We start from the raw sequence: 23,049 nt of genomic DNA on the forward strand, positions 1-23,049 counted from the left end.
TTGCGACCAGTCCAGGTTGCTCTTGGCCTTGGGGTCGGGCATGAAGGCATTGGCATAGGGATCGATGCCGATGCATACGACATGGCGCCTGATCAGCCCGCGAAAAAGACGCTGAAGTGCCTTGTCTCCCTTTGCCAGCGGAATATACGGCCATACCTGGGCGGAAGAGTCGCGCATCCACATGGCATCGATATCGCCGGTCACTACGAAGGTATCGATGTGGCCGTCGAGCGTGCCCACGTCCACGGTGGTGTCGAGGGTATTGGGATAGCAGTTCTCGAACATCCAAGCTAGCTCGGGATCGGCGATTTTTGCCTTCGTCTGTGCGATTACACGCTCGACCGCCTCGCTGGTGAACTTGCGCCTGGCCACGGGTGGACGGCGGCTGGTGAAAGATGTGCTGCTTTTGGTGGGCATGGCGAATGCACCTCCATTCACGGTGGCGATGGCCGGAGCCAGCGCCATGAATTTCAGCAAGGAACGGCGTGACGTGATCATGGCGAGTTCTCCTTGCCTGGGCGTGTCACGGCGTCCACCAGTGAGGTCAGGTGCAGGTTGCGTCGGAGCTCGTCCGCGCTCGCCTGACTGTCTACCTGGATGTCGACATGCTCGCCGGGCAACAGGTCGAATGCATTGTCCGACAGGCGGGCATCGGGATCGCCCACATCGATCCATATGCCGCGCGCCAGATGTTTGGTAGTCACGCGCAGCAGCTTACCGCCCTCCAGCCATTGGGCAGTCAATCCAGGGTCGGCTGGCAGCGTCAGATCCTTGGCCAGTCCGAAGTAAAGCAGGTGGCGCGCCATCGGTTTATCGCCCTCGAGTACCTCAAAGGACACCACGGTGCGCTTGGGATCGGCACCATGGAGTAATTGCGCATCCGTCAGCTTGTCCAGGGGCGTGCTGGATAAAGCGGCCACGTCGAGCGACTTGCTGGCCTGGCGCAGCAGCTTGCCATCCATGTCATAGACGCGTGTGCGCACCTGGGCCACGAACGCGCTTGTACGATCGGAAACGACCCAGACCTCGGTCGTGCCATTGCGGCGGATCGGTACCACGCTGACCGGCGCGTAAAAGCGACGCGCGTGGTATTGCAGCGCTTTCCAACGGCCGAAGTAGTCGATACTCGACCACGACGGGCCCGGCCAGACATCGTTGAGCTGCCAATACAGCGAACCCATGCTCTGCGGGCGTGACGCGCGAAGATGTTCGGCGGCCAGTTCGATGCCTTCGGCCTGCATGATCTGGCTCAGATAGACGAACGAGGCGAAATCCTTCGGTTCGCCGTAGCGCGCACGGATATAAAGCAAGGCGCGATCGTTACCATTGCCGTTGGCAAACTTCTGGTGCGCACGCATCACCGGCGAGTTGGGGGAGCGATCTTGCGGCAAGGTGAAGCTCTCGATCGTCGGCATGACCGGGAACGACTGCAATCCGTATTCGGATTGGAATCGCGGCGTGGTTTCCAGGTAATTCTCGATCGGCTTGGAGCCAGACCATACGTCCCAATAGTGATAGTCGCCGTCAGTCAGCACATTGGCGGGACCATCGAAGTCGGTACTGGGGGAACTGGCCCAGTAAGGCACGTCCGGCGCCAGGCGATGGGCAACGCCGCGCAAGGTATGGTCGAACAACTCCTTCATGCCTTGTTCGACTTTGGCGCGCTCGTCGGCGGAGATGGATTGGCGGAACGTTTCTCGGTCCGGCCACGCTTCCCAGCCCGTCTGCACTTCATTGTTGCCGCACCACAGTACAATGCTTGGATGATTGCGCAAACGAAGCACTTGCTCGGTGGCTTCGATCTGGGTGTTCTTGCGGAAGGCTTCGTCATAGGGCGGAATGGCACCGCCGAACATGAAATCCTGCCAGATCATGATGCCGAGCCGGTCAGCCATCGCGTAGAAGTCGTCGCTCTGATAGTAGCCTCCGCCCCACATGCGCAACATGTTCATGTTGGCATCGCGCGTGGAGGTGAGGATCTGTTCCATGCGGGCGTGCGTCACCCGTTCGGGGAAGCTGTCGAAGGGAATCAGGTTCGCGCCTTTGGCGAATATCGGCACGTCATTGATCACAAAGGCAAAGCTGCGACCCCATGCGTCCTTGTCACGGCGCAGTTCGACACTGCGCAGGCCGGCGTCACGGTTGGCGCTGGCCTGGATCGTGTCGCCCGTGGCGATCTCGACGCGGAAGCGATACATGTTCTGCGCACCGTAGCCGGCGGGCCACCAGCGTTGTGGATGCGCGATGCTTACGGGAAGTGACAGCGCGTTGTCGCCGGCCTTGAGCGTGACGTCCTGGCTGGTTTGGCCGCGGGTGCCATCCGGAGCCGTCCAGCTCAGGTTGACCTTGGCTGCACCGCCCTTGTCGGTTTGCAGTTGGACTTCGGCGGTCAACTGCGCTTTGTCGGCGTCGACATGCGGTTGGGCAATATGAAAGTCGTCCAATCGCAGTGTGTCCCAGCTCTCCAGCTTGATCGGCTGCCAGATACCGATCGTGACGTAGCGCGGACCCCAGTCCCAGCCGTACTGGTAGTTGGCCTTGCGTACGTAGTTGGACGTCTGTTTACCTTTGGGCTCATCGCCGAAGGCGCTATCGAACTCGCCGGGCAGCGCATAAGGCTGTTTGAGGAGCCAGGGCAGCAGCCGCGCGATGGGTGAATGCAGGTGCACCACCAGGATATTGCTGCCGGCATGCAGTTGGCTCTTTGCCGCGACGCGCCAGTGCCGGAACATATTGTCGGTGCTGACCAGCGGTTTGCCGTTGAGCTCCACGTCGGCAAAGGTGTCCAGGCCTTCGAACACCAGTTCCACGTGGTCGCGCGCCAGCGTTGCCTGATCGACATCGAACTGCAGTTTGTAGTCCCAGTCGGAAAGCCCGATCCATTGCAGGCTGGCTTCGTTGTCGCGGTAGAACGGATCGCCAATCTTATGATTGGCCAGCAGATCGGTCTGTGCGTTGCCTGGCACGGTGGCCGGCAACCAGGCGTCCTGCCCGGGACGCTGCGCGGCCTGTCTTGAGCCTGGCGTCATCCGGAATTGCCAGCCCTTATCGAGCACACGTGTCGTCGTGGAGGCGAGGGCGTTGCCGCCGGTGGAGAGCATCAGGGCGGCCAGCAGGCCGAGGGAGAGACGTGTCATCGGTGACAAGGCATGGCGCTCCACAGCAACGGTAAAACGTGTTATCGCATGAAAACGGTCCGAAGTTGACGATGTTTCTCGGACGCGTACTAAACAAGAAAAAAAACCGGGCACGCAGGACAAGCCTGGGCCCGGTGAGGGGTTACAACTTCAAACCAAGATTGATGGTATAGGTGCGTCCGTTTTTGTACGCATTGAGTGGCTCGCTAGGCACGTTGTTGTAGACGACGTAGGTTTCGTCCAGCAGGTTGGTGCCGTCGAGCGATACGCGCAGGTGGTCGTTGATCTGGTAGCCGACCGAGGCATCGAGTTCGCGGAAAATGCCTGTGATCTGCGCCGACTGGAGCTGCGCGATCTGCGTAAAGTAGCTCGAACGCCAGCTATAGGTAACACGCGCACTCCATGGGCCGCGCTCGAAGTAGGGCGTCAGGTTGAAGGAGTTCTTCGAGTTGTATGGCAGCGGGAAGGAGTTGCTGGTATCAGCATCGGAATAGGTGTAGTTCGCCAGCATGCCGAAGCCGTAACCGAAGTTGCCCTGGTAGGTCAGCGACAGCCCCTTGACCTTGGCGACACCGGCGTTGACAGGAATCTCCATCTGGTACACCGATTCCTTCTGCTCGGTGAGGTTGTAGTAGGTTTGCGGCACGTTGGTGTTGAGGATGTAGCCGGAGATGCGGCGGAAGAACAATTCTGCGGAGAGCAGGCTATTTTCGTTGAAATACCACTCGGCAGTTGCATCGTAGTTGGTCGACTTGTAGGGCTTGAGGTCGGTGTTGCCACCCGAGCCGGTCAGGGTGCGGTCATCCAGCGCAACGTACGGGGTCATTTGTTGGAAACGCGGGCGAGCGATGGTCTTGGCCGCGGCAAAGCGCAAGGTCAAGTCGTCGCGCACGTCGTAGGCGATATTGAACGACGGTAGCCAATCGTTGTAGCTGCTGCGCTTGTCCACCGGAGCGTATTGGTTGTTGCCGATGCTCTGGAAGCCAGTCACCACGTCGCGCGTATGGAAGTAGCGCACGCCGAGGTTGCCGCGGTAGTGGTCGCCACCGAAATCGCCCTGCACGTAGAAGGCACGATTCTGTTCGGCGATGCCGTAGGTAGCTTTCGGGTCCATGGGCGCGCTGTCGTACAGCGATTGCACGTAATTCTTCAGCCCGCCGCGGCTGATCTGTGTCCAATCGCTCATGCTTGGCGTGGCATCGAGCCCGTCCAGATAACCACCAGGCGTGCCACCGCCAGCCAGGTCGGCAAGCGTGACGCCACTGCCATCGGGCGAGGGAATATTGGCTGCATAGCCGGTCTGGCCGTTGTAGTGATTACTGGATTTGATGCCGAACTCGATTTCATTGAGCGGACCCCAGGCCAGGTCATGATTGAAATCGGCCTGGAAGTAGCGTTCGCGGTCATAGGCTGGCGCATAGCTGAATCCGGCGCCATGCGCGAGCATCTGTGTGGGGTCGTTGGGACTGTTGAAGTTGATCTGCGGATGTTGGCCCGCAAGATTCCAGTTGTAGCCGCCAAAGCCCTGGAATTGCACGTTGTAGATGCCTTGCGACCCGCCAGTCGAGCCGGTGTAGCCGATCTGGCTCGATGCATTCCAACCGTCGCCGTGCCAATCGGCGCGTAGCTGGGCCGAGCCGGTATTGACCTTGGAATAGCGTTCATAGCCATCCAGATAGGTGGGAGCATTGGGACCGTATGCTCCGCTGGTCGCCAAGCCGTTGCCATTGAAATTCAGGGCGGTGGCATACGGTGCGCTACCGGACCAGTCGCCGTAGCGGCTCTGGTTGTAGTTGTTGAATTTCTCGGTGACGAAAAGGCCGGTAAAGTTCAGCTCGAAATTCTTGTTCGGAGCCCATTGGATACCGGTCGATACGCCATCGCGCTTGCGCTCCTGTTGGAACAGCGCGGTATTGATCGCAGTGGGATACACGCCTTTGGTGCCCGGGGGAACCACTGTAGGCGAAAATTGGTGATTGGGGTCGGTATCGCTGGGATCACCAACGCGCTGGTAACCGAAGATTTCGGTGCCTTCGCGATAGATGATCTTGTCCGCGTGCATCACCGAGCCGAGCACGCCGAAGGTGTTGTCGTTGTTCTTCCAGCTATAGAGCACCGATGCATTCGGCTTGCCCTTGTCGGCGCGATCGTTGTAACTGTAACTGACGTTACCCGTGAGCGTATTGGCCGGCAGGTCCAGCGGGCGACGGGTGTTGATGATCACCGTGCCGCCGATCGAGCCTTCGTCGATTCGAGCCTGGGGAGTTTTGTAGACCTCGGCGGTGCCGATGATCTCCGAGGTCAGCAGGCTATAGTTGAACGAGCGGCTATCAGGGTTGTTTGGGTCGGAGGTCCAGTTGGTCGAGGCCAGCGTCTGGCCGTTCAACAACAGGCGGTTCAAGGCCGGATCGGTGCCCAGAATGCTGACTTTGTCGCCTTCGCCAAAATTGCGGTCCACGCTGATGCCAGGCAGGTGCGACAGCGACTCGGCGACATTGGTATCGGGAAACTTGCCGACATCTTCGGCGGAGATCGCATCGACGATGGAATCGGCGTTGCGCTTGAGGTCCAGCGATTTTTGCAAGCTCGCGCGAATGCCGGTGACGGTGACGCCTTCAAGCTGTGTAGCCTTGCCCTCGTCGGCCTTCGGTTGTGCGCTGGCGGTCGGTTGTTGAGTTGTCTGGCCAGTAGTGGTGCCGGTGTCCTGCGCGAACGCTGCGCCGCTCAAGAGCAACGCAGCTGCAATACCCAACGATAAAGCGCTCTTACGATAAATCACGCGGACCTCCCTAAAAAAGACGCGCGCTTGCGTGTTGTTCGAAGGACACAGATCTGGGGATGACGCATGTCCCGTTTTTTGTGATGAACCCGCCTGCACCGCCGAATCGGCAGCGTGCTGATGGTTCGTCACGATGGTTTTCGCCTACAGCGAGCGACACGCGTTATCAGATGGCTGGCCCTCGCTCACGTTGGAAGCACCGTATCGAGTGGGGGCGTGCCAACGTGCGCTTAGGGAGGTGCCACGGCCATCCGGGTGCCCCCTCCGATAGCAGGCGGGCCGCCATCGGTTGGGCCATTCTTGGTGTGCGCCGTTTGCCTTGTCAATAAAAATTTCACTCGATCTAAAAATTTTGGCGACGTTGCAAAGTGTTGATTTTGTGAATAAAACACGGTTCGCTGTTTTTTGCGATGCAATAAAAGGGACGCCATATTTGGATCGATTCAATCCCTGCTGCGCCGGGGGGCGATCGCGGCACTGCGAGTCGCTTGCGAGGATTGCCCTTACTGACAAAGAGTTGCGAGCCACGCGCTCGAGTTCGGTCGCTGGGCCGCTGCCGCGATCAGGCAATGTTGCGTCGCGACGAAATTGGTGGGGCGTACGACGCACTCACCAGCGTTGCTCGCTCGTCCTGGGCAGCGAGTCGTGGCGCGCGATGACACGTAACGCTGGCGAGGAGTGACGATGCCTGCGCAATAGGAGTGGTGATCCGCCAGTCAGCGCATCGGCGGAAATACAAGGTTGATTTGCAACGTCATCACGGACCTGTCATTCCACTGATGATGCCGGGAGATTGTCGGTCATGCCCGAAGCGTTCTGGAGACGTCTGATGTGACGTGCTATGAGGAGATCATATCCAGGCTGACCGATGGGCGTTGCGGTGTCCCGGCGATGGCTCGTGTCACGCGATGAACGACCAGCAGGAACGTCGCCGCAGCCAGAAGCCAACTGGTTCGACGGTCAGGATGACACGCAGTGGCGTGGCCATGCGCAACAGTAGGTGCGTTCGTGGCGGCTGCTTCATGGTATCGATCGTCCCTTCCTTGGACTTGCATCAGCCTGCATGGTTCTTGATATGGCCTGAGCGATACAGCCGCCATTGTCGGCGGCTGATGGTACCGGCCACGATGATCAGGCATACATGCTCGATGCCGGAAATCAGCGAAAAGCTGATCAGGCTCAGGCCTGTGTAGTGCGGCGCCATGTAGGGATCGCCAATCGCACGCCATTGCAGGCACGCAGGCACGACGATCGCGCCGGAGGCCGCGGCACACCACACCTTCCATAGCCGCATGGAACCGGGGTCGCCATCGTCGGTCAGCACGTGGTAGAGGAAATAGATGACGTATGCGGCGCTGATCGTACAAAAAAGCGCCAGGCCCATCACGATCGGATTCAGCTTGTACAAGGCGTTGACGATAGCCGCGTTCAGTGCACCCAAGCCAGCCACGATGAGCACGACGACGTGATGCGCGGCCCGGCGATGCAAGGCACGCTGGTTACCTTGGATCAGCCATAACCAGAACGACAAAGCCAGCAACAGCACGAGACTGGCGCTGAACAGGGCGGCGATGAAGCTGGGCTTCAACGCAAAGGTACTGATCGCGTAGAGCTGAGTGGAGAAGGCGTTGTCGAAGTAAGGACCGAGCCAGGGCAGGGCGGCGAGTATCAGCATGACCGCGTGCAGGGCCAGGAAAATCTGCAAGAAACGCGTGGCACCGCCAGGATTGCGAAAAGGTTGCGCTGCATGGTCGTCGGTGACGGCCGTTGTTGGCCGCTCATACGGCGAAGTAGGTTCCAAGCTCGACCCCCCCGGTCGTTGTGTCATGCACGGTCGCCATGCATCTGTGCCGGATCGCTCCGTCAGGTCATGCGTAGCGTACGTCCATAGCTGTGTACTTCGTCGACCAGCACTTTGACGTGCTCCGGGTCGACCTCCGGCGTGATGCCGTGTCCGAGGTTGAACACATGACCGGGATGGTTGCCATAGCTATCCAGCACCGCGCGTGTCTCCCGCCGAATGGTATCCGGGTTGGAACGCAATACGGCCGGATCGAGATTGCCTTGCAGGGCAACCTTGCCAGCGACCGCGCGACGTGCCTGGTCGAGGTCGATCGTCCAGTCCACCCCCAGTGCCGCGCAGCCTGTATCGGCCATGGTCGGCAGATGCATGCCAGCACCCTTGGAAAACAGGATCACCGGGAGTTCTCGTGCGTGCGCGTTGGTCTTGAGTGTGTCGACGACCTGCGCCATGTAACGCAATGAAAATTCGCGGAACGGAGCCGGACCGAGCAGGCCTCCCCAGGTATCGAAGATCATCAGCGCCTGCGCCCCAGCGACAGCCTGCGCAGCCAAGTATTGGGCGACGGAGCGTGCCAGCACGTCGAGCAGGCGATGGGCCAGCGCAGGTTCGTTCCAGCACATGGCCTTGAGTGTGGCGAAGTCGCGCGATCCCTGGCCTTCGACCATGTAACAGGCCAGGGTCCAGGGACTGCCCGAAAAGCCGATCAGCGGCACCCGGCCTTGCAACTCGCGGCGAATCAGGCGTACCGCATCGGTGACGTAGCGCAGTTCGCCTTCCATGTCCGGCACGCCCAGCCGATCGATATCGGCTGCGTTACGAACGGGACGGGCGAATTGCGGCCCCTCGCCAGCAGCGAAGGACAGGCCCAGTCCCATCGCATCGGGCACGGTGAGGATGTCCGAAAACAGGATGGCCGCATCCAGGTCGAAGCGCTCAAGGGGCTGCAAGGTGACTTCGCAGGCCAGTTCGGGATGCTGGGCCAGCGCCATGAAGCTGCCGGCGCGCGCACGCGTGGCACGGTATTCAGGCAGATAGCGGCCGGCTTGGCGCATGACCCAGATGGGCGTTGTATCGGTCGGTTCGCGACGCAGCGCGCGCAGGAAGCGGTCGTTCTTCAGGTCCTGATTCATCATCGTCCGTATGGGCCATCCTGGCCTTGGCTGAACATCACACGGTAACCACGCTTGAGTTGCGCATCGCGCGTCTTCTCGAACGCGGCAATGGCTTCGTCGCGCTCCAGGTACTGGTCGCGCTTGAGGGTGGCGCGGCCGCCCTGGGTGCCGGTTTCGCGATAGAGGGTCCAGCCGCCGAGCAGGTCCTGCTCCAGCACGATCTGGACGTAGCGCGGGGCCTCGGCGGCGCCGGGCGCGGTTTGCATATAGATACGCATGGGGTGTGGAGTTTAGCTGGTTGCGTGGCGGCTCGTATCGTCCGCCGATCGTCGGGCGCCAGTGGCCGGACTCGTCAGTACAGCACGGCCAGCACCGCCGATTCGTCTACCCCCGTCACGATCTCGGCGCGGCCGATGCCCCGCCAAAGAATCAGCCGAAGCTTGCCTGCCAGTGTCTTCTTATCCAGGTGCATCAGGCCGAGCAGGACATCCGGCTGCATGCCTGCGGGAATGGTCGTGGGCAAACCGACGCGCCCGAGCAGTTGGCGCAGGCGTTCGGTGTCGGTCGCATGGCTCATGCCCAGGCGTTCAGACAGGCGTGCTGCCAGCACCATGCCTACCGCCACGCCTTCGCCATGCAGCAATGTGGTGTAGTTGCCTGCCGTCTCCAGGGCGTGACCGAAGGTGTGGCCCAGATTGAGCAGGGCGCGTTCGCCTTGCTCGGTCTCGTCGCGCGCTACCACGCCAGCCTTGTAGCTGACCTTGCGCGCGATGGCTTCGATCAGCGTGGTCGTGTCGCGAGCCGCCAGGGCATCGGCGTTTGCCTCCAGCCATGCAAAGAAATCCGTATCGCCGATGGCTGCACCCTTGATCACTTCAGCCAGGCCGGCGCTGTATTGGCGATCTGACAAGGTGGCCAGTACATCCGTATCGGCGATCACGCAGCGCGGCTGGTGGAAGGCGCCGATCAGGTTCTTGCCAGCGGGCAGGTTGACGCCGGTTTTGCCACCGACAGAGGAGTCGACCATGGCCAGCAGCGTCGTGGGCATCTGGATGAAATCGATGCCACGCATCCAGCAGGCGGCCGTGAAACCGGCCAGGTCGCCGACCACGCCACCGCCCAGCGCCAGGATGCATGCATCGCGGGTCGCGCCCAGGTGGGCCAGCGCCTCCAATGCGCGGCCGACGTTGGCGAAGGTCTTGTGGGATTCGCCATCCTCGAGCAGGAACGTGGACCACTGCATGCCTTCCAGTGCCTGCGTCACACGTTGCAGGTACAGCGGTGCAACCGTGGTATTGCTGACCACCAGCACGTGTCTGCCGCGCAAGGCCTCTCGCCAGCGCGCGGCGTCGCCCAGCAGCCCGGGACCAATGGAGACGGTATAGCTGCGATCGCCCAGAACGACGTCGATGTGGCGAGATGAAGGTGTATTGCTCATGGATCGAAGTGTGCTGGACATATCAGGAGTCGTGGTGAACCAGGACGGAGGCGGGAAGGCGCTGCCAGGACTGGTCGATCAACAGTACGCAACGGTCGCTGGCGGCGGGGACGCCCTCCAGTTCGCCGGGGATGGCAAGATCGGCGCTGTGCTCGTAAAGCGAGCCGCGCACCTGGGCCATGGCTTCCAGCTTTGCGCGACGATCGCCTGCCGCCAGGAGGGGACGCTTGGTGTCGCGGGCTAGGCGTTCGAGCTGTTGTTCGACGCTGGCTTGCAGCCAGATCACGTAGCCACGTTCGCGCAGCCATCGACGATTGGTCTCGGCCAGGATCGCGCCGCCACCAGTCGCCAGCACAATGCCTTCGTGCCGGGTGCAATCGTCCAGCAACATCGATTCGCGCTGGCGGAAACCGGCCTCGCCCTCGATTTCGAATACCGTGGCCACGTCGACTCCGCAATGACTTTCGATTTCGTGGTCCAGATCGATGAAGCGCAGACCATAATGCGCTGCCAGCCGCCGGCCGATCGATGTTTTGCCGGCGCCGGTCGGACCAACGATGAAGAGATTGCACGAGGGATTCATGCGTGGACTTTAGCAGCGAACGCGTCTTGATCGCCGGCTGCGGCGATCTGGGACAGCGCGTAGCACACCGGCTGGCGGCGGCCGGTGCGTCGGTCTGGGCCTTGCGCCGCCATCCGGGCACGCAAGAGGTGCCATGGCAATGGTTGCGTGGCGACTTGGCCAAGCCAGGCACATGGAGCTTGCCTGAAAGGATCACCCGGGTGGTGTTCTCGCCCGCGCCGGATGCGCGAGACGAGCCCAGTTACCGGGCGGTTTTCATCGATGGCCTGCATCATCTGATGGCGTCGCTTGATCACGATGCCTGTCACCGGATCCTGTTCGTCTCTTCCAGTGCGGTCTACGGTGAGCACGCCGGTGGCTGGGTGGACGAGGACACGCCAGCCAAGCCCATGGGATTCAACGGACGCGTGTTGCTGGAGGCCGAACGCTGGCTGGCCGCGCAGCCTGTGTCGAGCGTAGCCTTGCGGCTGGCCGGGCTGTATGGGCCTGGCCGCACGCAATTGATCGAGCGCTTGCGCGAGGGCAGGGCACGCGTTCCCCGCCTGGTGGGCCATTGGTCCAATCGCATCCACGTCGACGATGCCGCCTCGGCGATCGTGCACTTGCTGATGCAGGGCCCTGTTGCGCCGGTCTACATCGGAGCAGATGACACGCCGTTGCCACTGGCCGAGTTGTACGACTATCTTGCGGGCCTGATCGGTGTCCCACTGCCGGAGGCGGGCCCTGCGCCGCCCGGCGTGGGCAGCAAGCGGCTGGATAACGCACGCCTGCGCGCCAGCGGCTTTCGGTTGGCATGGCCCGATTCCCGCCAGGGCTATGCGGCGCTGATACGGCCTTGACGTACCCCTGGCTTGTAAGGAGCGACTCAGGTCGCAGCTTGGAGATTTTTAGAGCCCCAATCTGCGACTGCATCACAGATTGCATCGCGACTGAAGTCGCTCCGGAGCCTCGATCCGCCACCACGTCGCGAATCGCTTTGCCACGGCCCGAAGCGGTAGCGGGCGGGTGGTATTAGGATGCCTGGCAAATCCACGCCAAGGAGTTGCCTCATGCCTCAGCGCATCCAGCCCCACCTGGTCAGCACCAGTAATGAAATTCCGGGATATCGCATCGTGCGCCCGGTCGGCATCGTACGCGGCATTACCGTGCGTTCGCGCAGTGTCATCGGTAATCTCGGGGCGACCTTGCAGACGCTGATCGGTGGCAACATCACCATCTATACCGAGCTTTGCGAGAAGGCTCGCGAGGAAGCCTTCGAGCTGATGTTGCAGCATGCTGCCGAGCACGGCGCCAATGCAGTGATCGCCATGCGTTATGACGCCAACGATGTTGCCGAAGGGGTGACGGAGGTATTGGCTTACGGCACGGCGGTATGGGTAGAGCCTTCCACCTGAACCTTGAGGTCTCTGGCGCCGGCTGGCAACGTTGGCCCCCAGCCGGGTGCCAGGACGATCAAGCCGTCCAGCTCGAACACTGCATCGTCGGGGCCCAGGGCATGGATCACGCCATCGGCCACGCCGGCATCCAGCACATAGAGCGTATCGGGCTCGGGTTTGCCGTCGGCCAGCAGGCGTGCCTGCGTGTCGCGCGAACGGTTGAACTGCTTCCAGTTTGCGCGTGCGACCTGGATCGCATCCGTACCCATGCCGTGATCGTTGGCGTAGAAGGCCAGCCGCTCCCAGCCTGGCGCGACAATGCGGGGTGGGAACAATCGAAGTCGGTGATAACGCTGGCCTGCGCTGGCCCAGAACGGGCCCGTCAGCGGTGGCAGGTTGGATGCCTGTGCGCGCGCCGTCAGCATCTGGCGCAGGTTGCTGATACCTGGCGCCAGATCCCATAGCTGCAAGGCGGCCAATAGCACCAATACGGTGACGAAGGCGCGGGAGGGCAGCGCCCGGGCGAGTACGACGATCGCGCCGGTCAGCAGGGCGTAGTACGGCACCCAAAACAAGCGGCCCGTGGACTGAATCGGTAAATGGGTCAGCCGTTGCCACAGTGACACTGGTAGCGGCATCTGCCATTGCAGTGCGCCCAGCCCGACATGGGGCGTTATGGCAGCCAGGATCAGCAGCGCGGCAATCGCGGCCAGCGGCCAAAGCCTGCGCGTATCGGTGCGTTCGCGTCGGGTGCGCAACCATGCAGGGATGGCGATCAGGCAAAGCATGATTCCGCCGGCACCCAGGTAATTGAAGCCTTCGTATTCGCCCGGTGCCTGCTGCGCACGCAGGCCGAGGGCGGACCATCCTGCGCCGTCGAAGACTGCCAGCAGGTTCATCTTGTAATAGCCAAACCCGTCGCTGCCGCCGTCCTTGCCGGGTACCATGAAGAACCCCGCCAGCCATGCCGCGACCGCCGTCGCGGCGATGACCTGTGCCATCTCCGTCAGCACCAGGCCGCCAACTGGTCGCCAGCTCGCACGCCGGGTGCGCGCCGCATCCAGGGTGCGATCGAACAGGTCGGCGGCCCAGATCGCCGCGACCATGAAGAACAGATAGGCATGGACCACCATCGCCGCGGCCATCAGCAACGTCCAGCGTGTCCGTTGGCGTGGCGATGGTTGCAGATGGATCAGCAGAGCAGCCAGGATCATCCATTGCCCGAACAGCGCCATGTGGCCGCCCAGGCGAACCAGCATGGGCGGTGCCAGCAGGAAGAACAGGCAGCCGGCCGCGCGAGCCAGGGGGTGGGGCGTGGCGATACCGACCAGCCGCCAGGCCATGAGGCCTTGCAGGACGAAGCACAACGCCACCCACAAGCCGAAATACTGGAACGGTTCGGGCAACCATGCGGCGATCGGCTTGAGAGCCATCGCAAGCAGCGGGATGGAGTCGGAGTAGTAGACCGAGGAATGGAAATCCAGGCCGTAAGAGGGCGTTGCACCGGGCGGCAAGGTCCACGGATCGTGGCGATAGAACGCCCAGCCCAGGTAGCTCTGGGCCAGGTCGGCGTGCTGCAACCACAGGATGTTGCCGGGCGCGAGCATGCTGCCGCCTGTGACCAGCCAGCAGCAAACCAGTGCCAGGACGACGGGAAGCAGCCGGCTCAGGCCGGCGTGCCTCTTCAGCAAGGCCTGCATGCGATCAAAGGGGTGAAGCATCCGTGCCGGCTCACTCTAGTTGTGCGTGATGCCGGTGACATGACGCTGGTTGTCGTACTCCACGATGCTGTCGGCGAGGGCTGGCAGCGTCTGCAAGGCATGCCTGCTGAGCCGTTCGTAGTGCGCCAGGAAGCGCACCATCGCCTGAGCATCCATGGCCAGGGGCGCATGCCGCGCAAGGAGTTCCTCTTCCTGTTGGCTGCGCCATTGCCGCACGATATCCCAGCCAGGAGCCTGTAGCACGATCAGCGCATCCAGCTTGCGCCATAACGGTTGGTAGCCGCGCAACTGCTTGTTGACCCAATGCCGCCAGATGCATTCGGGGTCTTCGTCGCGCTCGAGCCAATTGAGCGGCGGCTCCAGAGCGGCTTGCAATTGCGGCCGGATGCCCAGCGCCCAGCCCTCCAGGATCACCAGCCTGGGCGGACGCATCACCTTGGGCCAGCGCGACGGCGGCAGGCGCGTATCGCGTCCCTTGTCGAAGCGCGGATAACTGACCGGCAACTTGTCCGAGGCATGGGGCAGGGCCGCCAGCACCGACAGCAGCAGCTCGATTTCATGCGTGCCGGGCACGCCCCGGGTCTTGAGGAGCGGGTGGATCTGGTGGGCCAGCAGCTCGCGCTCGCTGCGCGAGTAGTAGAAATCGTCCAGCGAAAGCACTTCTGTGGCCCAGCCGCGCGACTCCGCCTGGGCCTTCATTTCCCGGGCCAAGGTACTCTTGCCGCTCCCTTGCAGGCCGGAAAGACCCAGCAGGTAGGGGCGTCTGGTACGGGCGATGCGCCCTGCATACTGGTCGAGCAGGTGTTCGGCCAGAGCCGAATTCTGCATGCTAGCATCGGTATTCATGCGCGCCATGATGGCGCGAGACGGCCACGAATCAAGAGTTTCAATTCCCTATAACGTCATGTTGAACCAAGAAATTCTCGGTACCTTTCTCCAACTGCTCGACGAGGCCAAGGCATCGGGCGAGCGTGAACCCAATGCCATGAACCTGGCAACCGCCGACGGCGACGGCCGCATCAGTTCGCGCATCGTACTGCTGAAAGGCGCCGATGAGCGTGGTTTTCGCTTTTTCACCAACTACGGTAGCGATAAGGCCCACCAGCTTGCAGCTCACGGCCAGGTAGCCCTGTGCGTGCACTGGAAGGCGCTACGCGAAGGTGTGCAGGTCCGCCTGGAAGGGCACGCCCGCAAGCTGCAGGATGCCGAGTCAGACGCCTATTTCGCCAAGCGCCCGCGCGGCAGCCAGATCGGTGCCTGGGCGTCGTTGCAGTCGCAGACCTTGCCCGATCGCAACACCTTCGAGCAACGAGTGGCCCAGTATGAGAAGGAATTCGAAGGGCGTGACGTGACGCGGCCTGCACACTGGGGCGGGTATCTGGTGGAGCCGGACATGGTCGAGTTCTGGTATGGCGCTGAGTTCCGCTTGCACGAGCGCGTGCGCTGGGACCGACATGGCCAGACCTGGACCCATCGGCTTCTCTATCCCTGATGTCACTCGATTTCCCTCATGACCAGTCGCGCCCGCCCCGCCGAACACGTTGCCCAGCAGGGCTTTACCGTGCACAGCCGTGGGCGGGGCTTTGCCCAGATCAGTGATCAGGTTGCCGACGTGGTTGCCGCGTCAGGTGTGCAGATCGGCATCGCCCATGTCTTCGTGCAGCACACCAGTTGTTCGCTGCTGATCAGCGAGAATGCCGACCCCGTCGTGCGCGACGACCTGGAGCGCTGGTTTGCCCGCGCCGTGCCCGATGGCGATCCGATGTTCCGGCACGATGCCGAAGGTCCGGACGATATGCCCTCCCACGTGCGTTCGATCCTGACGGGCGTCACGCTTACCGTGCCGGTGCATGGCGGCAAGCTCGCCCTGGGCACCTGGCAGGGCATCTTCCTGTGGGAGCATCGCCACGAAGCTCATCAACGCCGGGTGCTGGTGACGGTATTGGGGCATTGATGGCGCGGCGTGGTGGCGGCGCCGTTTTCTTTCCAGTCCGTGGCGGTGAGGGACGGAACACGGGTTGTGAGGAGGCCAAGCTCGAGCGCTGGTGGAACCTTACTGCCTGGATGCAAGCACGCCGTCCAGCGCCAGTTTCGCCTTGAACCCGGCTTTCTCCAGGCGTCGGGCTACTTCGTTGGGCACGTCGCGATCGCTGGTGAGCTTGTTCGGGCTGCCCGTGTAGTGAAACAGGCGGCCACCGCGGCGAAGCACGCGGGCCAGTTGCTGGTAGAACGCCAATGAATAGAGTTCGCCGGCGATGCCGAAGCGTGGAGGATCGTGCAGCAGGGCGTCGATGGAGGCGTCGGCGACGCCCGTGATGGCTTCGGTCGCATCGGCATGCGTAAGGGTCAGGCGCCCGCCATGCGCGGGATCGCCCGGATCAGGCGACCAGGCGTTGATCGTGCGCAGCCACAGCACGTCCGGATTCTTTTCGAACGAGTGCACGTGTGCCACGCCGGCTTCCAGGCAGCAGGCGGCGAAGTAGCCCAGTCCACCGCAGATATCGAGCACCGTCTTGCCGCGTGGCTCGATCAGCGCCACCTTGCGGCGCGCGTCTTCCATCGGCGATTCCTTCTGCGAGGGCAGCATCTTGATGCCGTCGATCTCGAAGGTGGGCACGTCCCACTCGGTGGGTACCAGCTTGATCAGCGCATGCGTGAAACGCGAGACAGGCTCGAAATCCTCGCCGTCCCAGTAATAGATGGTGCGGTCCTTGATCTTGCCGGGATACGGATAGACCTGGCCGCGCCATTCCCAGCCGTCGGCAAGCAGGGTGGCGGTTCCCTGGCTGCGTGACAGATCCAGCGAACCGGACCAATCCCCGGCACCGGCGTCGCGTGTCTTGAGCAGGGATTCCCACGTGGGACGAGTAAGCAGTGGACCGTTGTAGTGCGACAAGAACCGTTCCTTCGTGCGGGCGCGTCAGGCGTGCCGTTGTGCCCAGCGGTGAATCACCTGTTGCAGCGCGTCCAGGCCGTCGGTGAGGGCGGCGGGGCCGGGTTGCAGGATGATCGGCGACTTTATTTCGTGGACCTCACCATGGCGCACGGCCGGGATGGCATCCCAGCCGGGACGGGCCATCACCTGTTCCGGGCGGAACCGCTTGCCGCACCAGGAGCCGAGAATGATATCGGGTGCCAGCGGGATCACCTCGTGGGCACTGGCAAGGATGCGCTGCCTGGCCAACGGCTCCTTCGCTTGTGCCGGAAAGATATCGTCGCCGCCCGCGATGCCGATCAGCTCGGCAACCCAGCGAATGCCGGTGATCAACGGCTCGTCCCATTCCTCGAAATACACCTTCGGGCGTCGCTTGAGCGTTACCGCGCGTCGTTGCGCGTCGTCCAGCCGCTGGCCAAGCTCACCGGCCAATTGCCGGGCACGTTCAGGCGCACCGACCAGAGCGCCCAGGCGCCGTACATAATCGAGGATGCCCTCCACGCTGCGATGGTTGGCGATCCACACTTCGACGCCGGCCTTGATCAGGGCCTGGGCGATATCGGCCTGGATATCGGAAAAGCCGATGGCCAGGTCCGGCTTCAGGTCGAGAATCTTTTCCAGCTTGGCGCTGGTGAAGGCGCTGACCTTGGGTTTCTCACGACGCGCCTGGGCCGGTCGAACGGTGAATCCGCTGATGCCGACGATACGATCCTGCTCACCGAGCAGGTAAAGCGTCTCGGTGGGCTCTTCGGTCAGGCAGACAATTCGTTCAGGGCCCATGGAACACGCATGCAGGGAGGTGGAAACCCGATTGTCCGCTGATGCGCCATCGGAAGGGAACCCGAGAGGCTCCGGCGACAGCCCGTACGAGAATGCATGGGCGTGGCCGGCGCGCGGGGGGCATGCCAATCCCCGTCGCGCCTATCCTTGTCAGTCGGACGGATCGGGACTCGTGCTACCCGATCCCTGCCACCGGCAAGATCAGTGGCAGGACTGCAACTGCGCGGCGATCTGCTGTGCCTGCCAGCTCTCCGGAGCGAAATGCGCCGTCAGCGGTTTCTCGGTGCTGATCGCGGCATCCTGGACCCAGTTCAGTTCGGTGCCCGGTGTGCTCAGTGCCTGGGCCACCCGCCACAGCGTCACCGCCGGCGCGCGTGAGCTTGGTTTGCTGGCGCGCTTGCCCTTCTTGCCCGTCGCGGGAGGCGCAGTCTCGGGCGCGGCCTGCGATACGGTGAATGCATAAGGCGCGCTGCCACGGCTGCCGTAGACGCCAATGGACACCAGGGGCGGGGCTTGCACCGAACCGGCCGAGATGTGTGCCGTGGGACGCTTGGCCCCCAACGACGCGGGGCCTTCGAAGCCGTTGAGATCGAAATTGAGTCGCGACGTACTGAGCAACTGCAACTGCATCGCCACACCGGCGCGCCCTGTCGCACAACCGATGGCCAGCCGTGCGTCGCGCTCGGTGCCGTCGGAGGTTTGCAGTTTGCCGTCGATAACGACCTGGGATGCATCTATGGAACCATCGGTCGCAGGCGTAGCCGCAAGCATGCCCGCGAACACCATCCATGCCATGGTGAACATCGAAAAAAGCCCCTGAGAAGAAAACGATTGCCGTTCTTGTCAGCCGGAGGGGAGCCCCACGGCCAGCTGCATACCGTAGCCGGTTAGCGGTGCAACTACCAGTAGCCGCAGCAGCACCAGAACGATCATTACCACCCAGGGTCCGAAGTCCAGCGCGCCACCGACCACCAGCTTGCCACGTACTGGCCGCAGCACCGGCTCGACCAGGCTGCTCATCAGGCGCAGCACCGGCTGTCGGCGATCGACCTGGAACAGGCTCAGCAGGGACCAGACGAAGATCAGCACCAGATAGAACACCAGAATGAAATCGAGCAGATCGGCCACGGCCAGCAGCAACAGGCCGGCAAAGCCCGGCATGCGCCCGAACAAGACGAACACCAACAAGCGCTTGAGCAGCATCAGCACCAGGGCCACCAGCACGGCGGCGAGGTTGATGCGGCGCCAGTTGGGCAATACCCGGCGGATCGGCGAAAGAACAGGGTTGGTAAACCGGTAGATGAACTGGCTCAGCGGATTGTTGAATTCCGCCCGACAGGCCTCCGCGAGCAAACGCAGTACCACGAGAGTGACCGCGGCGCTGAAGACAAGCTCCAGCAGGAACGAGAATGCATTCAGCATGTAGTTCATGCGCCGGTCTCCTGGTCCAGTGCGGCCGCCATCGCTTCGCCGCGGCGGGTGGCCGCAGCGATGGCGCGGGCCACTACGCGCGGCAACTGGTCGACGGCAAAGCTTTCCAGTGCCGCCTGCGTCGTGCCGTTGGGAGAGGTAACCTGCTGGCGCAGGACACCTGGATCTTCGCCGCTCTCGACCATCATGCGGCCGGCGCCAAGACAGGTTTGCGCCGCGAGCGCCCGGGCGGTTTCGCGCGCCATGCCCTGCGCCACGGCAGCATCCTCGAGCGCTTCAACCATGGCGAAGAAATAGGCTGGACCGGAGCCGGACACGGCCGTCACGGTGTCCATCAGCGTTTCGTCGTCGATCCAGCGCGTCTGGCCGACCGCATCGAGCATGTGTTGGGCCTGGGCGCGCTGGGCCGGGCTCACCCGGTGGTTGGCGTAAAGTCCGGTAGCGCCCGCGCCGATCAGTGCCGGGGTGTTGGGCATGCAGCGCACGATCGGCAGGCCATGGCCGAACCAGCGCTCCAGCTGGTCCACGCGGACACCCGCGGCGATGGAGATCAGCAAGGGGCGCTGGCGCTGCAAGGTATCGGCAAGCTCCGCTTGCAGGGTGGGCATGATCTGCGGCTTGATCGCCAGCAGCACCACCTCGGCATCGGCGGCTGCCAGGCGGCTTTCGCCGTAGCAGGCAATGCCGAATTCGCGGCCCAGCTCCTGCCGGGCCTCGGCGCGCGGCTCGGCCACGCAGAGGGTCGATGCCGGTATGCCGGTCTTGAGCAGGCCGCCGATCAGGCTGCGTGCCATGTTGCCGCCACCGATGAATGCAATACGTGTCATGCCATGTCCTTGCTTGTTCAGGTCTTACCTTAGCGCACCGGCCGAGGCCGCGGTCACCTGCGGTCATCGCCCGGATGCTCCCATTTTCACCTACCACGTTCGCACTTTGGGCATGGATCGGATGCAAAGGCTGGTGGGCTGCCCGCCACGGCGAGTAGTATCGACTCGCTGCATGGGGGCTGCGGCGCTGGCGCGTTCGAACGCAGCCGGGTCGGCTTGCCGCCTCCCAGGCCAACGATAAGTAGTGTTCAGTCAAAAGGTCTTCAGGGGGAATTGATGGATATCGCCGAACTGCTTGCCTTCTCGGTGAAGAACAAGGCATCGGACTTGCACCTGTCCGCCGGCCTGCCGCCGATGATTCGCGTCGATGGCGACGTGCGCCGCATCAACATCCCGGCGTTGGAGCACAAGCAGGTCCATTCGCTGATCTACGACATCATGTCGGACAAGCAGCGCCGCGACTACGAAGAATTCTTCGAGTGCGACTTCTCGTTCGAGATTCCCGGCCTGGCCCGCTTCCGCGTCAATGCGTTCAACCAGAATCGCGGTTCCGGTGCGGTGTTCCGTACCATTCCGTCCGAAGTGTTGACCCTGGAAGATCTCGGCGCGCCGCGCATCTTCCGCGAGCTGATCGAGCAGCCCCAGGGCCTGATCCTGGTGACCGGCCCCACCGGCTCGGGCAAGTCGACCACGCTGGCGGCGATGGTCGATCACATCAACAAGAACGAATACGGCCATATCCTCACCGTCGAGGATCCGATCGAATTCGTGCATACCTCGCAGAAGTGCCTGGTCAACCAGCGTGAAGTCCACCGCGATACCCATGGCTTCAACGAGGCCTTGCGCTCGGCATTGCGAGAAGATCCGGATTACATCCTGGTCGGCGAGTTGCGCGACCTGGAAACCATTCGCCTGGCGCTGACGGCCGCGGAAACCGGACACCTCGTGTTCGGCACCCTGCATACCAGTTCGGCGGCCAAGACCATCGACCGCATCATCGACGTCTTCCCCGCCGGTGAAAAGCCGATGGTGCGCTCGATGCTGTCCGAATCGCTTCGCGCGGTCATCTCGCAGACCCTGCTGAAGAAAGTGGGCGGCGGACGTATCGCCGCGCACGAGGTCATGGTCGGCATCCCGGCGATCCGCAACCTGATCCGCGAAGACAAGGTCGCCCAGATGTATTCGGCCATCCAGACCGGCCAGCAGCACGGCATGCAGACCCTGGACCAGAACCTGCTCGACCTGGTCAAGCGTGGCCTGATCACCCGCCAGCAGGCTGCCGAATACGCCAGGGCCAAGGAACAGTTCCGGTGATGTCACGGCACTCAGCGCAGCGGACCGGGAACTCGGCTTGGCAAGGCGAGCGTGGTGACTATTGTTTATTCAATGGGAAGGGCAGGCAGGTAGCCGTGGAAACCGTGGAGTTGATACTCTTTCCGGTTCCCGGTCCTGATGGCCTGATCCGGGGAGTTCGGTCATGAGTGATTTTGATTTCACCTCTTTCCTCAAGCTGATGGTCCACAAGAAGGCCTCTGACCTTTTCGTCACGGCCGGCGTCGCGCCGTCGATGAAGGTGCAGGGTCGTGTGGTGCCGATCACGCAGAGTCCGCTCACCGCGCCACAGGCGCGTGACATGGTGCTCAACATCATGACGCCCTCGCAGCGCGAGGAGTTCGAAAAGACCCACGAGTGCCAGTTCGCCATCTCCGCGCAGGGCGTGGGTCGTTTCCGTGTGTCATGCTTCTACCAGCGCAACTGCGTGGGCATGGTGCTGCGTCGGATCGAGTCGAAGATTCCATCCATCGAAGAGCTCAGCCTGCCGCCGGTCATCAAGCAACTGGCGATGACCAAGCGCGGTATCATCATCTTTGTGGGCGGTACCGGTACGGGTAAATCCACCTCGCTGGCTGCGATGGTCGGTTACCGTAACCAGAATTCCACCGGTCACATCATCACGATCGAAGACCCGATCGAGTATGTGCATAAGCACGAGGGCTGCATCATCACGCAGCGCGAGCTGGGTATCGATACCGACAGTTGGGAAAATGCGCTGAAGAACACGCTGCGCCAGGCCCCGGATGTCATCATGATCGGCGAAGTGCGTACCCGTGAAACGATGGAGTACGCGATCAACTTTTCCGAAACAGGTCACCTGTGCCTGTGTACATTGCACGCCAACAACGCCAACCAGGCGATCGATCGCATCCTGCATTTCTTCCCGGAAGATCGACGCCAGCAGTTGTTCATGGATCTGTCGCTGAACCTCAAGGGCATCGTGGCGCAGCAGCTCATTCCTACACCCGACGGCAAGGCGCGCCGTGTGGCGGTGGAAATCATGCTGGGCACACCGCTGGTGCAGGATTACATCCGCCAGGGTGAAGTGCACAAGCTCAAGGAGGTCATGAAAGAGTCGACCAACCTGGGCATGAAGACGTTCGATCAGAGCCTGGTCGAGCTTTACCATGCCGGCGAGATCTCCTATGAAGACGCGCTGCGTCACGCCGACAGCTCCAATGAAGTGCGCCTGCGCATCAAGCTGGCCCAGGGGGGCGATGCGCATACGCTCTCGCAGGGACTGGATGGCGTGGAATTGGAAGAAACTCGCGAAACCCAGAATTTCGGCGGCCTTTTCCACCGCTGACTACCGTTGCGAAGGCGACAAAAAAGGAGCCCAGTCGGGCTCCTTTTTTGTCTTGCATGGCCTTGAACAGGCCATTGGATTTAGCTGCTCGATTTGCTCGATGCAGCGGCACTCACGTTCAAACCGCTGGCATCGACGCTCTTGACGCCCTTGACCTTCTTGGCGATGGCCGTGGCGTGGGTCTTCTCGGCGACGGTGGCGACCGAGCCGGTCAAGGTGACCGTACCCTCAGTGGTAGTCACCGAGATATCGGTGGCCTTGACGCTCTTGCTGGCGGCAAACTCGGACTTCACCTTGGTGGTGATCCAGGCATCATCGAACTTGCCAGGCACGGTCTGGTTGCTGGTGGATGACTTGCTCATGCTCGACCCCGAATCCTGCGCAATCGCCTGCGACATCGGGATTGCAACAAAAGCAGCCATCAGGCCGGCGGCAATAAACGACTTACGGATGGACAAGGACATGGCGACCTCCTTTCGATGGAA

23 protein-coding genes are annotated in these 23,049 nt (G+C 62.2%); 6 read left to right on the forward strand and 17 right to left on the reverse strand.

What is annotated here, in order from left to right; genetic code table 11:
• The 9 genes from VF436_RS04985 to VF436_RS05025 form a co-directional block, all read right to left on the reverse strand.
• Window positions 1-498 (reverse strand): glycoside hydrolase family 125 protein (locus tag VF436_RS04985; protein ID WP_414649812.1); only part of this gene is annotated, 498 nt, incomplete at its 3' end.
• Window positions 495-3,137 carry a beta-mannosidase gene (locus VF436_RS04990; RefSeq protein ID WP_330902897.1) on the reverse strand — a complete coding sequence of 881 codons (2,643 nt, stop codon included), beginning with the start codon at window positions 3,135-3,137 and terminating at the stop codon, window positions 495-497. The genes VF436_RS04985 and VF436_RS04990, both read right to left, overlap by 4 nt.
• A 142-nt stretch (window positions 3,138-3,279) precedes the next feature.
• On the reverse strand, window positions 3,280-5,916 hold the full coding sequence (locus tag VF436_RS04995) for a TonB-dependent receptor (RefSeq protein WP_330902899.1): 2,637 nt from the start codon (window positions 5,914-5,916) through the stop codon (window positions 3,280-3,282).
• Between the two features lie 901 nt (window positions 5,917-6,817).
• Complete coding sequence (locus tag VF436_RS05000; RefSeq protein ID WP_330902900.1) at window positions 6,818-6,940, reverse strand: hypothetical protein; 123 nt, start codon at window positions 6,938-6,940, stop codon at window positions 6,818-6,820.
• Between the two features lie 30 nt (window positions 6,941-6,970).
• Window positions 6,971-7,717: a hypothetical protein gene (locus tag VF436_RS05005; protein ID WP_330902901.1), complete on the reverse strand. Its 747-nt coding sequence runs from the start codon at window positions 7,715-7,717 to the stop codon at window positions 6,971-6,973.
• A gap of 62 nt (window positions 7,718-7,779) precedes the next feature.
• On the reverse strand, window positions 7,780-8,850 hold the full coding sequence (hemE, locus tag VF436_RS05010) for a uroporphyrinogen decarboxylase (protein ID WP_330902931.1): 1,071 nt from the start codon (window positions 8,848-8,850) through the stop codon (window positions 7,780-7,782).
• Window positions 8,850-9,110 carry a WGR domain-containing protein gene (locus VF436_RS05015; RefSeq protein WP_330902902.1) on the reverse strand — a complete coding sequence of 87 codons (261 nt, stop codon included), beginning with the start codon at window positions 9,108-9,110 and terminating at the stop codon, window positions 8,850-8,852. The genes hemE and VF436_RS05015 overlap by 1 nt, the downstream gene beginning before the upstream one ends.
• 74 nt (window positions 9,111-9,184) lie before the next feature.
• A complete protein-coding gene (gene aroB, locus VF436_RS05020) occupies window positions 9,185-10,291 on the reverse strand; it encodes a 3-dehydroquinate synthase (RefSeq protein ID WP_330902903.1) in 1,107 nt (368 codons plus the stop codon).
• A 1-nt stretch (window position 10,292) separates the two neighbouring features.
• The gene (locus VF436_RS05025) at window positions 10,293-10,853 is read right to left on the reverse strand and encodes a shikimate kinase (RefSeq protein WP_330902904.1); all 561 of its coding nucleotides are present in this window, start codon (window positions 10,851-10,853) and stop codon (window positions 10,293-10,295) included.
• Window positions 10,854-10,855: 2 nt separating this feature from the next.
• Between VF436_RS05025 and VF436_RS05030 the strand changes: the two genes are divergently transcribed.
• Together VF436_RS05030 and VF436_RS05035 are read left to right on the forward strand one after the other, a co-directional pair.
• Window positions 10,856-11,692, forward strand: a complete 837-nt coding sequence (locus VF436_RS05030; protein ID WP_330902905.1) for an SDR family oxidoreductase — start codon at window positions 10,856-10,858, stop codon at window positions 11,690-11,692.
• A 210-nt stretch (window positions 11,693-11,902) separates the two neighbouring features.
• Window positions 11,903-12,247 (forward strand): YbjQ family protein, encoded by a 345-nt coding sequence (locus VF436_RS05035; protein WP_330902906.1) that lies wholly within the window; start codon window positions 11,903-11,905, stop codon window positions 12,245-12,247.
• Here the strand turns inward: VF436_RS05035 and VF436_RS05040 are convergent.
• Entirely contained in the window at window positions 12,211-13,950 is a 1,740-nt protein-coding gene (locus tag VF436_RS05040; RefSeq protein ID WP_330902907.1) for a DUF6311 domain-containing protein, read from the reverse strand. The genes VF436_RS05035 and VF436_RS05040 overlap by 37 nt on opposite strands.
• 15 nt (window positions 13,951-13,965) lie before the next feature.
• Window positions 13,966-14,796, reverse strand: coding sequence for a kinase (locus VF436_RS05045; RefSeq protein WP_330902908.1), 831 nt, complete (start codon window positions 14,794-14,796; stop codon window positions 13,966-13,968).
• Between the two features lie 58 nt (window positions 14,797-14,854).
• Between VF436_RS05045 and pdxH the strand changes: the two genes are divergently transcribed.
• The gene (gene pdxH, locus VF436_RS05050; RefSeq protein WP_330902909.1) at window positions 14,855-15,442 is read left to right on the forward strand and encodes a pyridoxamine 5'-phosphate oxidase; all 588 of its coding nucleotides are present in this window, start codon (window positions 14,855-14,857) and stop codon (window positions 15,440-15,442) included.
• Between the two features lie 18 nt (window positions 15,443-15,460).
• A complete protein-coding gene (locus VF436_RS05055) occupies window positions 15,461-15,904 on the forward strand; it encodes a secondary thiamine-phosphate synthase enzyme YjbQ (RefSeq protein ID WP_330902910.1) in 444 nt (147 codons plus the stop codon).
• A gap of 99 nt (window positions 15,905-16,003) precedes the next feature.
• On the opposite strand, the gene VF436_RS05060 is transcribed toward VF436_RS05055, so the two are convergent.
• From VF436_RS05060 to proC, 5 genes are all read right to left on the reverse strand, one after another.
• A complete protein-coding gene (locus VF436_RS05060; protein ID WP_330902911.1) occupies window positions 16,004-16,846 on the reverse strand; it encodes an SAM-dependent methyltransferase in 843 nt (280 codons plus the stop codon).
• A gap of 24 nt (window positions 16,847-16,870) precedes the next feature.
• Window positions 16,871-17,665, reverse strand: coding sequence for a cobalamin-binding protein (locus VF436_RS05065; RefSeq protein ID WP_330902912.1), 795 nt, complete (start codon window positions 17,663-17,665; stop codon window positions 16,871-16,873).
• A gap of 201 nt (window positions 17,666-17,866) precedes the next feature.
• Window positions 17,867-18,469 (reverse strand): hypothetical protein, encoded by a 603-nt coding sequence (locus VF436_RS05070; protein WP_330902913.1) that lies wholly within the window; start codon window positions 18,467-18,469, stop codon window positions 17,867-17,869.
• Window positions 18,470-18,508: 39 nt separating this feature from the next.
• A complete protein-coding gene (locus VF436_RS05075) occupies window positions 18,509-19,096 on the reverse strand; it encodes a YggT family protein (RefSeq protein WP_330902914.1) in 588 nt (195 codons plus the stop codon).
• Window positions 19,093-19,923 carry a pyrroline-5-carboxylate reductase gene (proC, locus tag VF436_RS05080; protein WP_330902915.1) on the reverse strand — a complete coding sequence of 277 codons (831 nt, stop codon included), beginning with the start codon at window positions 19,921-19,923 and terminating at the stop codon, window positions 19,093-19,095. The genes VF436_RS05075 and proC overlap by 4 nt, the downstream gene beginning before the upstream one ends.
• Window positions 19,924-20,199: 276 nt before the next feature.
• Here proC and VF436_RS05085 point away from each other — a divergent pair, with 276 nt between their 5' ends.
• Both VF436_RS05085 and VF436_RS05090 read left to right on the forward strand, forming a co-directional pair.
• Window positions 20,200-21,237 carry a type IV pilus twitching motility protein PilT gene (locus tag VF436_RS05085; protein WP_330902916.1) on the forward strand — a complete coding sequence of 346 codons (1,038 nt, stop codon included), beginning with the start codon at window positions 20,200-20,202 and terminating at the stop codon, window positions 21,235-21,237.
• 163 nt (window positions 21,238-21,400) lie between these two features.
• Window positions 21,401-22,564 (forward strand): PilT/PilU family type 4a pilus ATPase, encoded by a 1,164-nt coding sequence (locus tag VF436_RS05090; RefSeq protein ID WP_330902917.1) that lies wholly within the window; start codon window positions 21,401-21,403, stop codon window positions 22,562-22,564.
• Between the two features lie 80 nt (window positions 22,565-22,644).
• Here the strand turns inward: VF436_RS05090 and VF436_RS05095 are convergent, their stop codons facing one another.
• A complete protein-coding gene (locus VF436_RS05095; RefSeq protein WP_330902918.1) occupies window positions 22,645-23,028 on the reverse strand; it encodes a BON domain-containing protein in 384 nt (127 codons plus the stop codon).
• Window positions 23,029-23,049 lie beyond the last annotated feature (21 nt).

The sequence above is a fragment of the Dyella sp. genome (assembly GCF_036384435.1).
GTDB lineage: Bacteria > Pseudomonadota > Gammaproteobacteria > Xanthomonadales > Rhodanobacteraceae > GSA-30.

Bases quoted from the DNA above. Each gene is read 5' to 3' on its own strand.
- VF436_RS05075 (WP_330902914.1), bottom strand. From the start codon at position 19,096: ATGAACTACATGCTGAATGCATTCTCGTTCCTGCTGGAGCTTGTCTTC.
- VF436_RS05035 (WP_330902906.1), top strand. From the start codon at position 11,903: ATGCCTCAGCGCATCCAGCCCCACCTGGTCAGCACCAGTAATGAAATT.
- VF436_RS05090 (WP_330902917.1), top strand. From the start codon at position 21,401: ATGAGTGATTTTGATTTCACCTCTTTCCTCAAGCTGATGGTCCACAAG.
- VF436_RS05045 (WP_330902908.1), bottom strand. From the start codon at position 14,796: ATGAATACCGATGCTAGCATGCAGAATTCGGCTCTGGCCGAACACCTG.
- hemE (WP_330902931.1), bottom strand. From the start codon at position 8,850: ATGAATCAGGACCTGAAGAACGACCGCTTCCTGCGCGCGCTGCGTCGC.
- VF436_RS05070 (WP_330902913.1), bottom strand. From the start codon at position 18,469: ATGTTCACCATGGCATGGATGGTGTTCGCGGGCATGCTTGCGGCTACG.
- VF436_RS05085 (WP_330902916.1), top strand. From the start codon at position 20,200: ATGGATATCGCCGAACTGCTTGCCTTCTCGGTGAAGAACAAGGCATCG.
- VF436_RS05000 (WP_330902900.1), bottom strand. From the start codon at position 6,940: ATGAAGCAGCCGCCACGAACGCACCTACTGTTGCGCATGGCCACGCCA.
- VF436_RS05065 (WP_330902912.1), bottom strand. From the start codon at position 17,665: ATGGGCCCTGAACGAATTGTCTGCCTGACCGAAGAGCCCACCGAGACG.
- pdxH (WP_330902909.1), top strand. From the start codon at position 14,855: ATGTTGAACCAAGAAATTCTCGGTACCTTTCTCCAACTGCTCGACGAG.
- VF436_RS05015 (WP_330902902.1), bottom strand. From the start codon at position 9,110: ATGCGTATCTATATGCAAACCGCGCCCGGCGCCGCCGAGGCCCCGCGC.
- VF436_RS05095 (WP_330902918.1), bottom strand. From the start codon at position 23,028: ATGTCCTTGTCCATCCGTAAGTCGTTTATTGCCGCCGGCCTGATGGCT.
- VF436_RS05055 (WP_330902910.1), top strand. From the start codon at position 15,461: ATGACCAGTCGCGCCCGCCCCGCCGAACACGTTGCCCAGCAGGGCTTT.
- VF436_RS05025 (WP_330902904.1), bottom strand. From the start codon at position 10,853: ATGAATCCCTCGTGCAATCTCTTCATCGTTGGTCCGACCGGCGCCGGC.
- proC (WP_330902915.1), bottom strand. From the start codon at position 19,923: ATGACACGTATTGCATTCATCGGTGGCGGCAACATGGCACGCAGCCTG.
- VF436_RS04990 (WP_330902897.1), bottom strand. From the start codon at position 3,137: ATGACACGTCTCTCCCTCGGCCTGCTGGCCGCCCTGATGCTCTCCACC.
- aroB (WP_330902903.1), bottom strand. From the start codon at position 10,291: ATGTCCAGCACACTTCGATCCATGAGCAATACACCTTCATCTCGCCAC.
- VF436_RS05040 (WP_330902907.1), bottom strand. From the start codon at position 13,950: ATGCTTCACCCCTTTGATCGCATGCAGGCCTTGCTGAAGAGGCACGCC.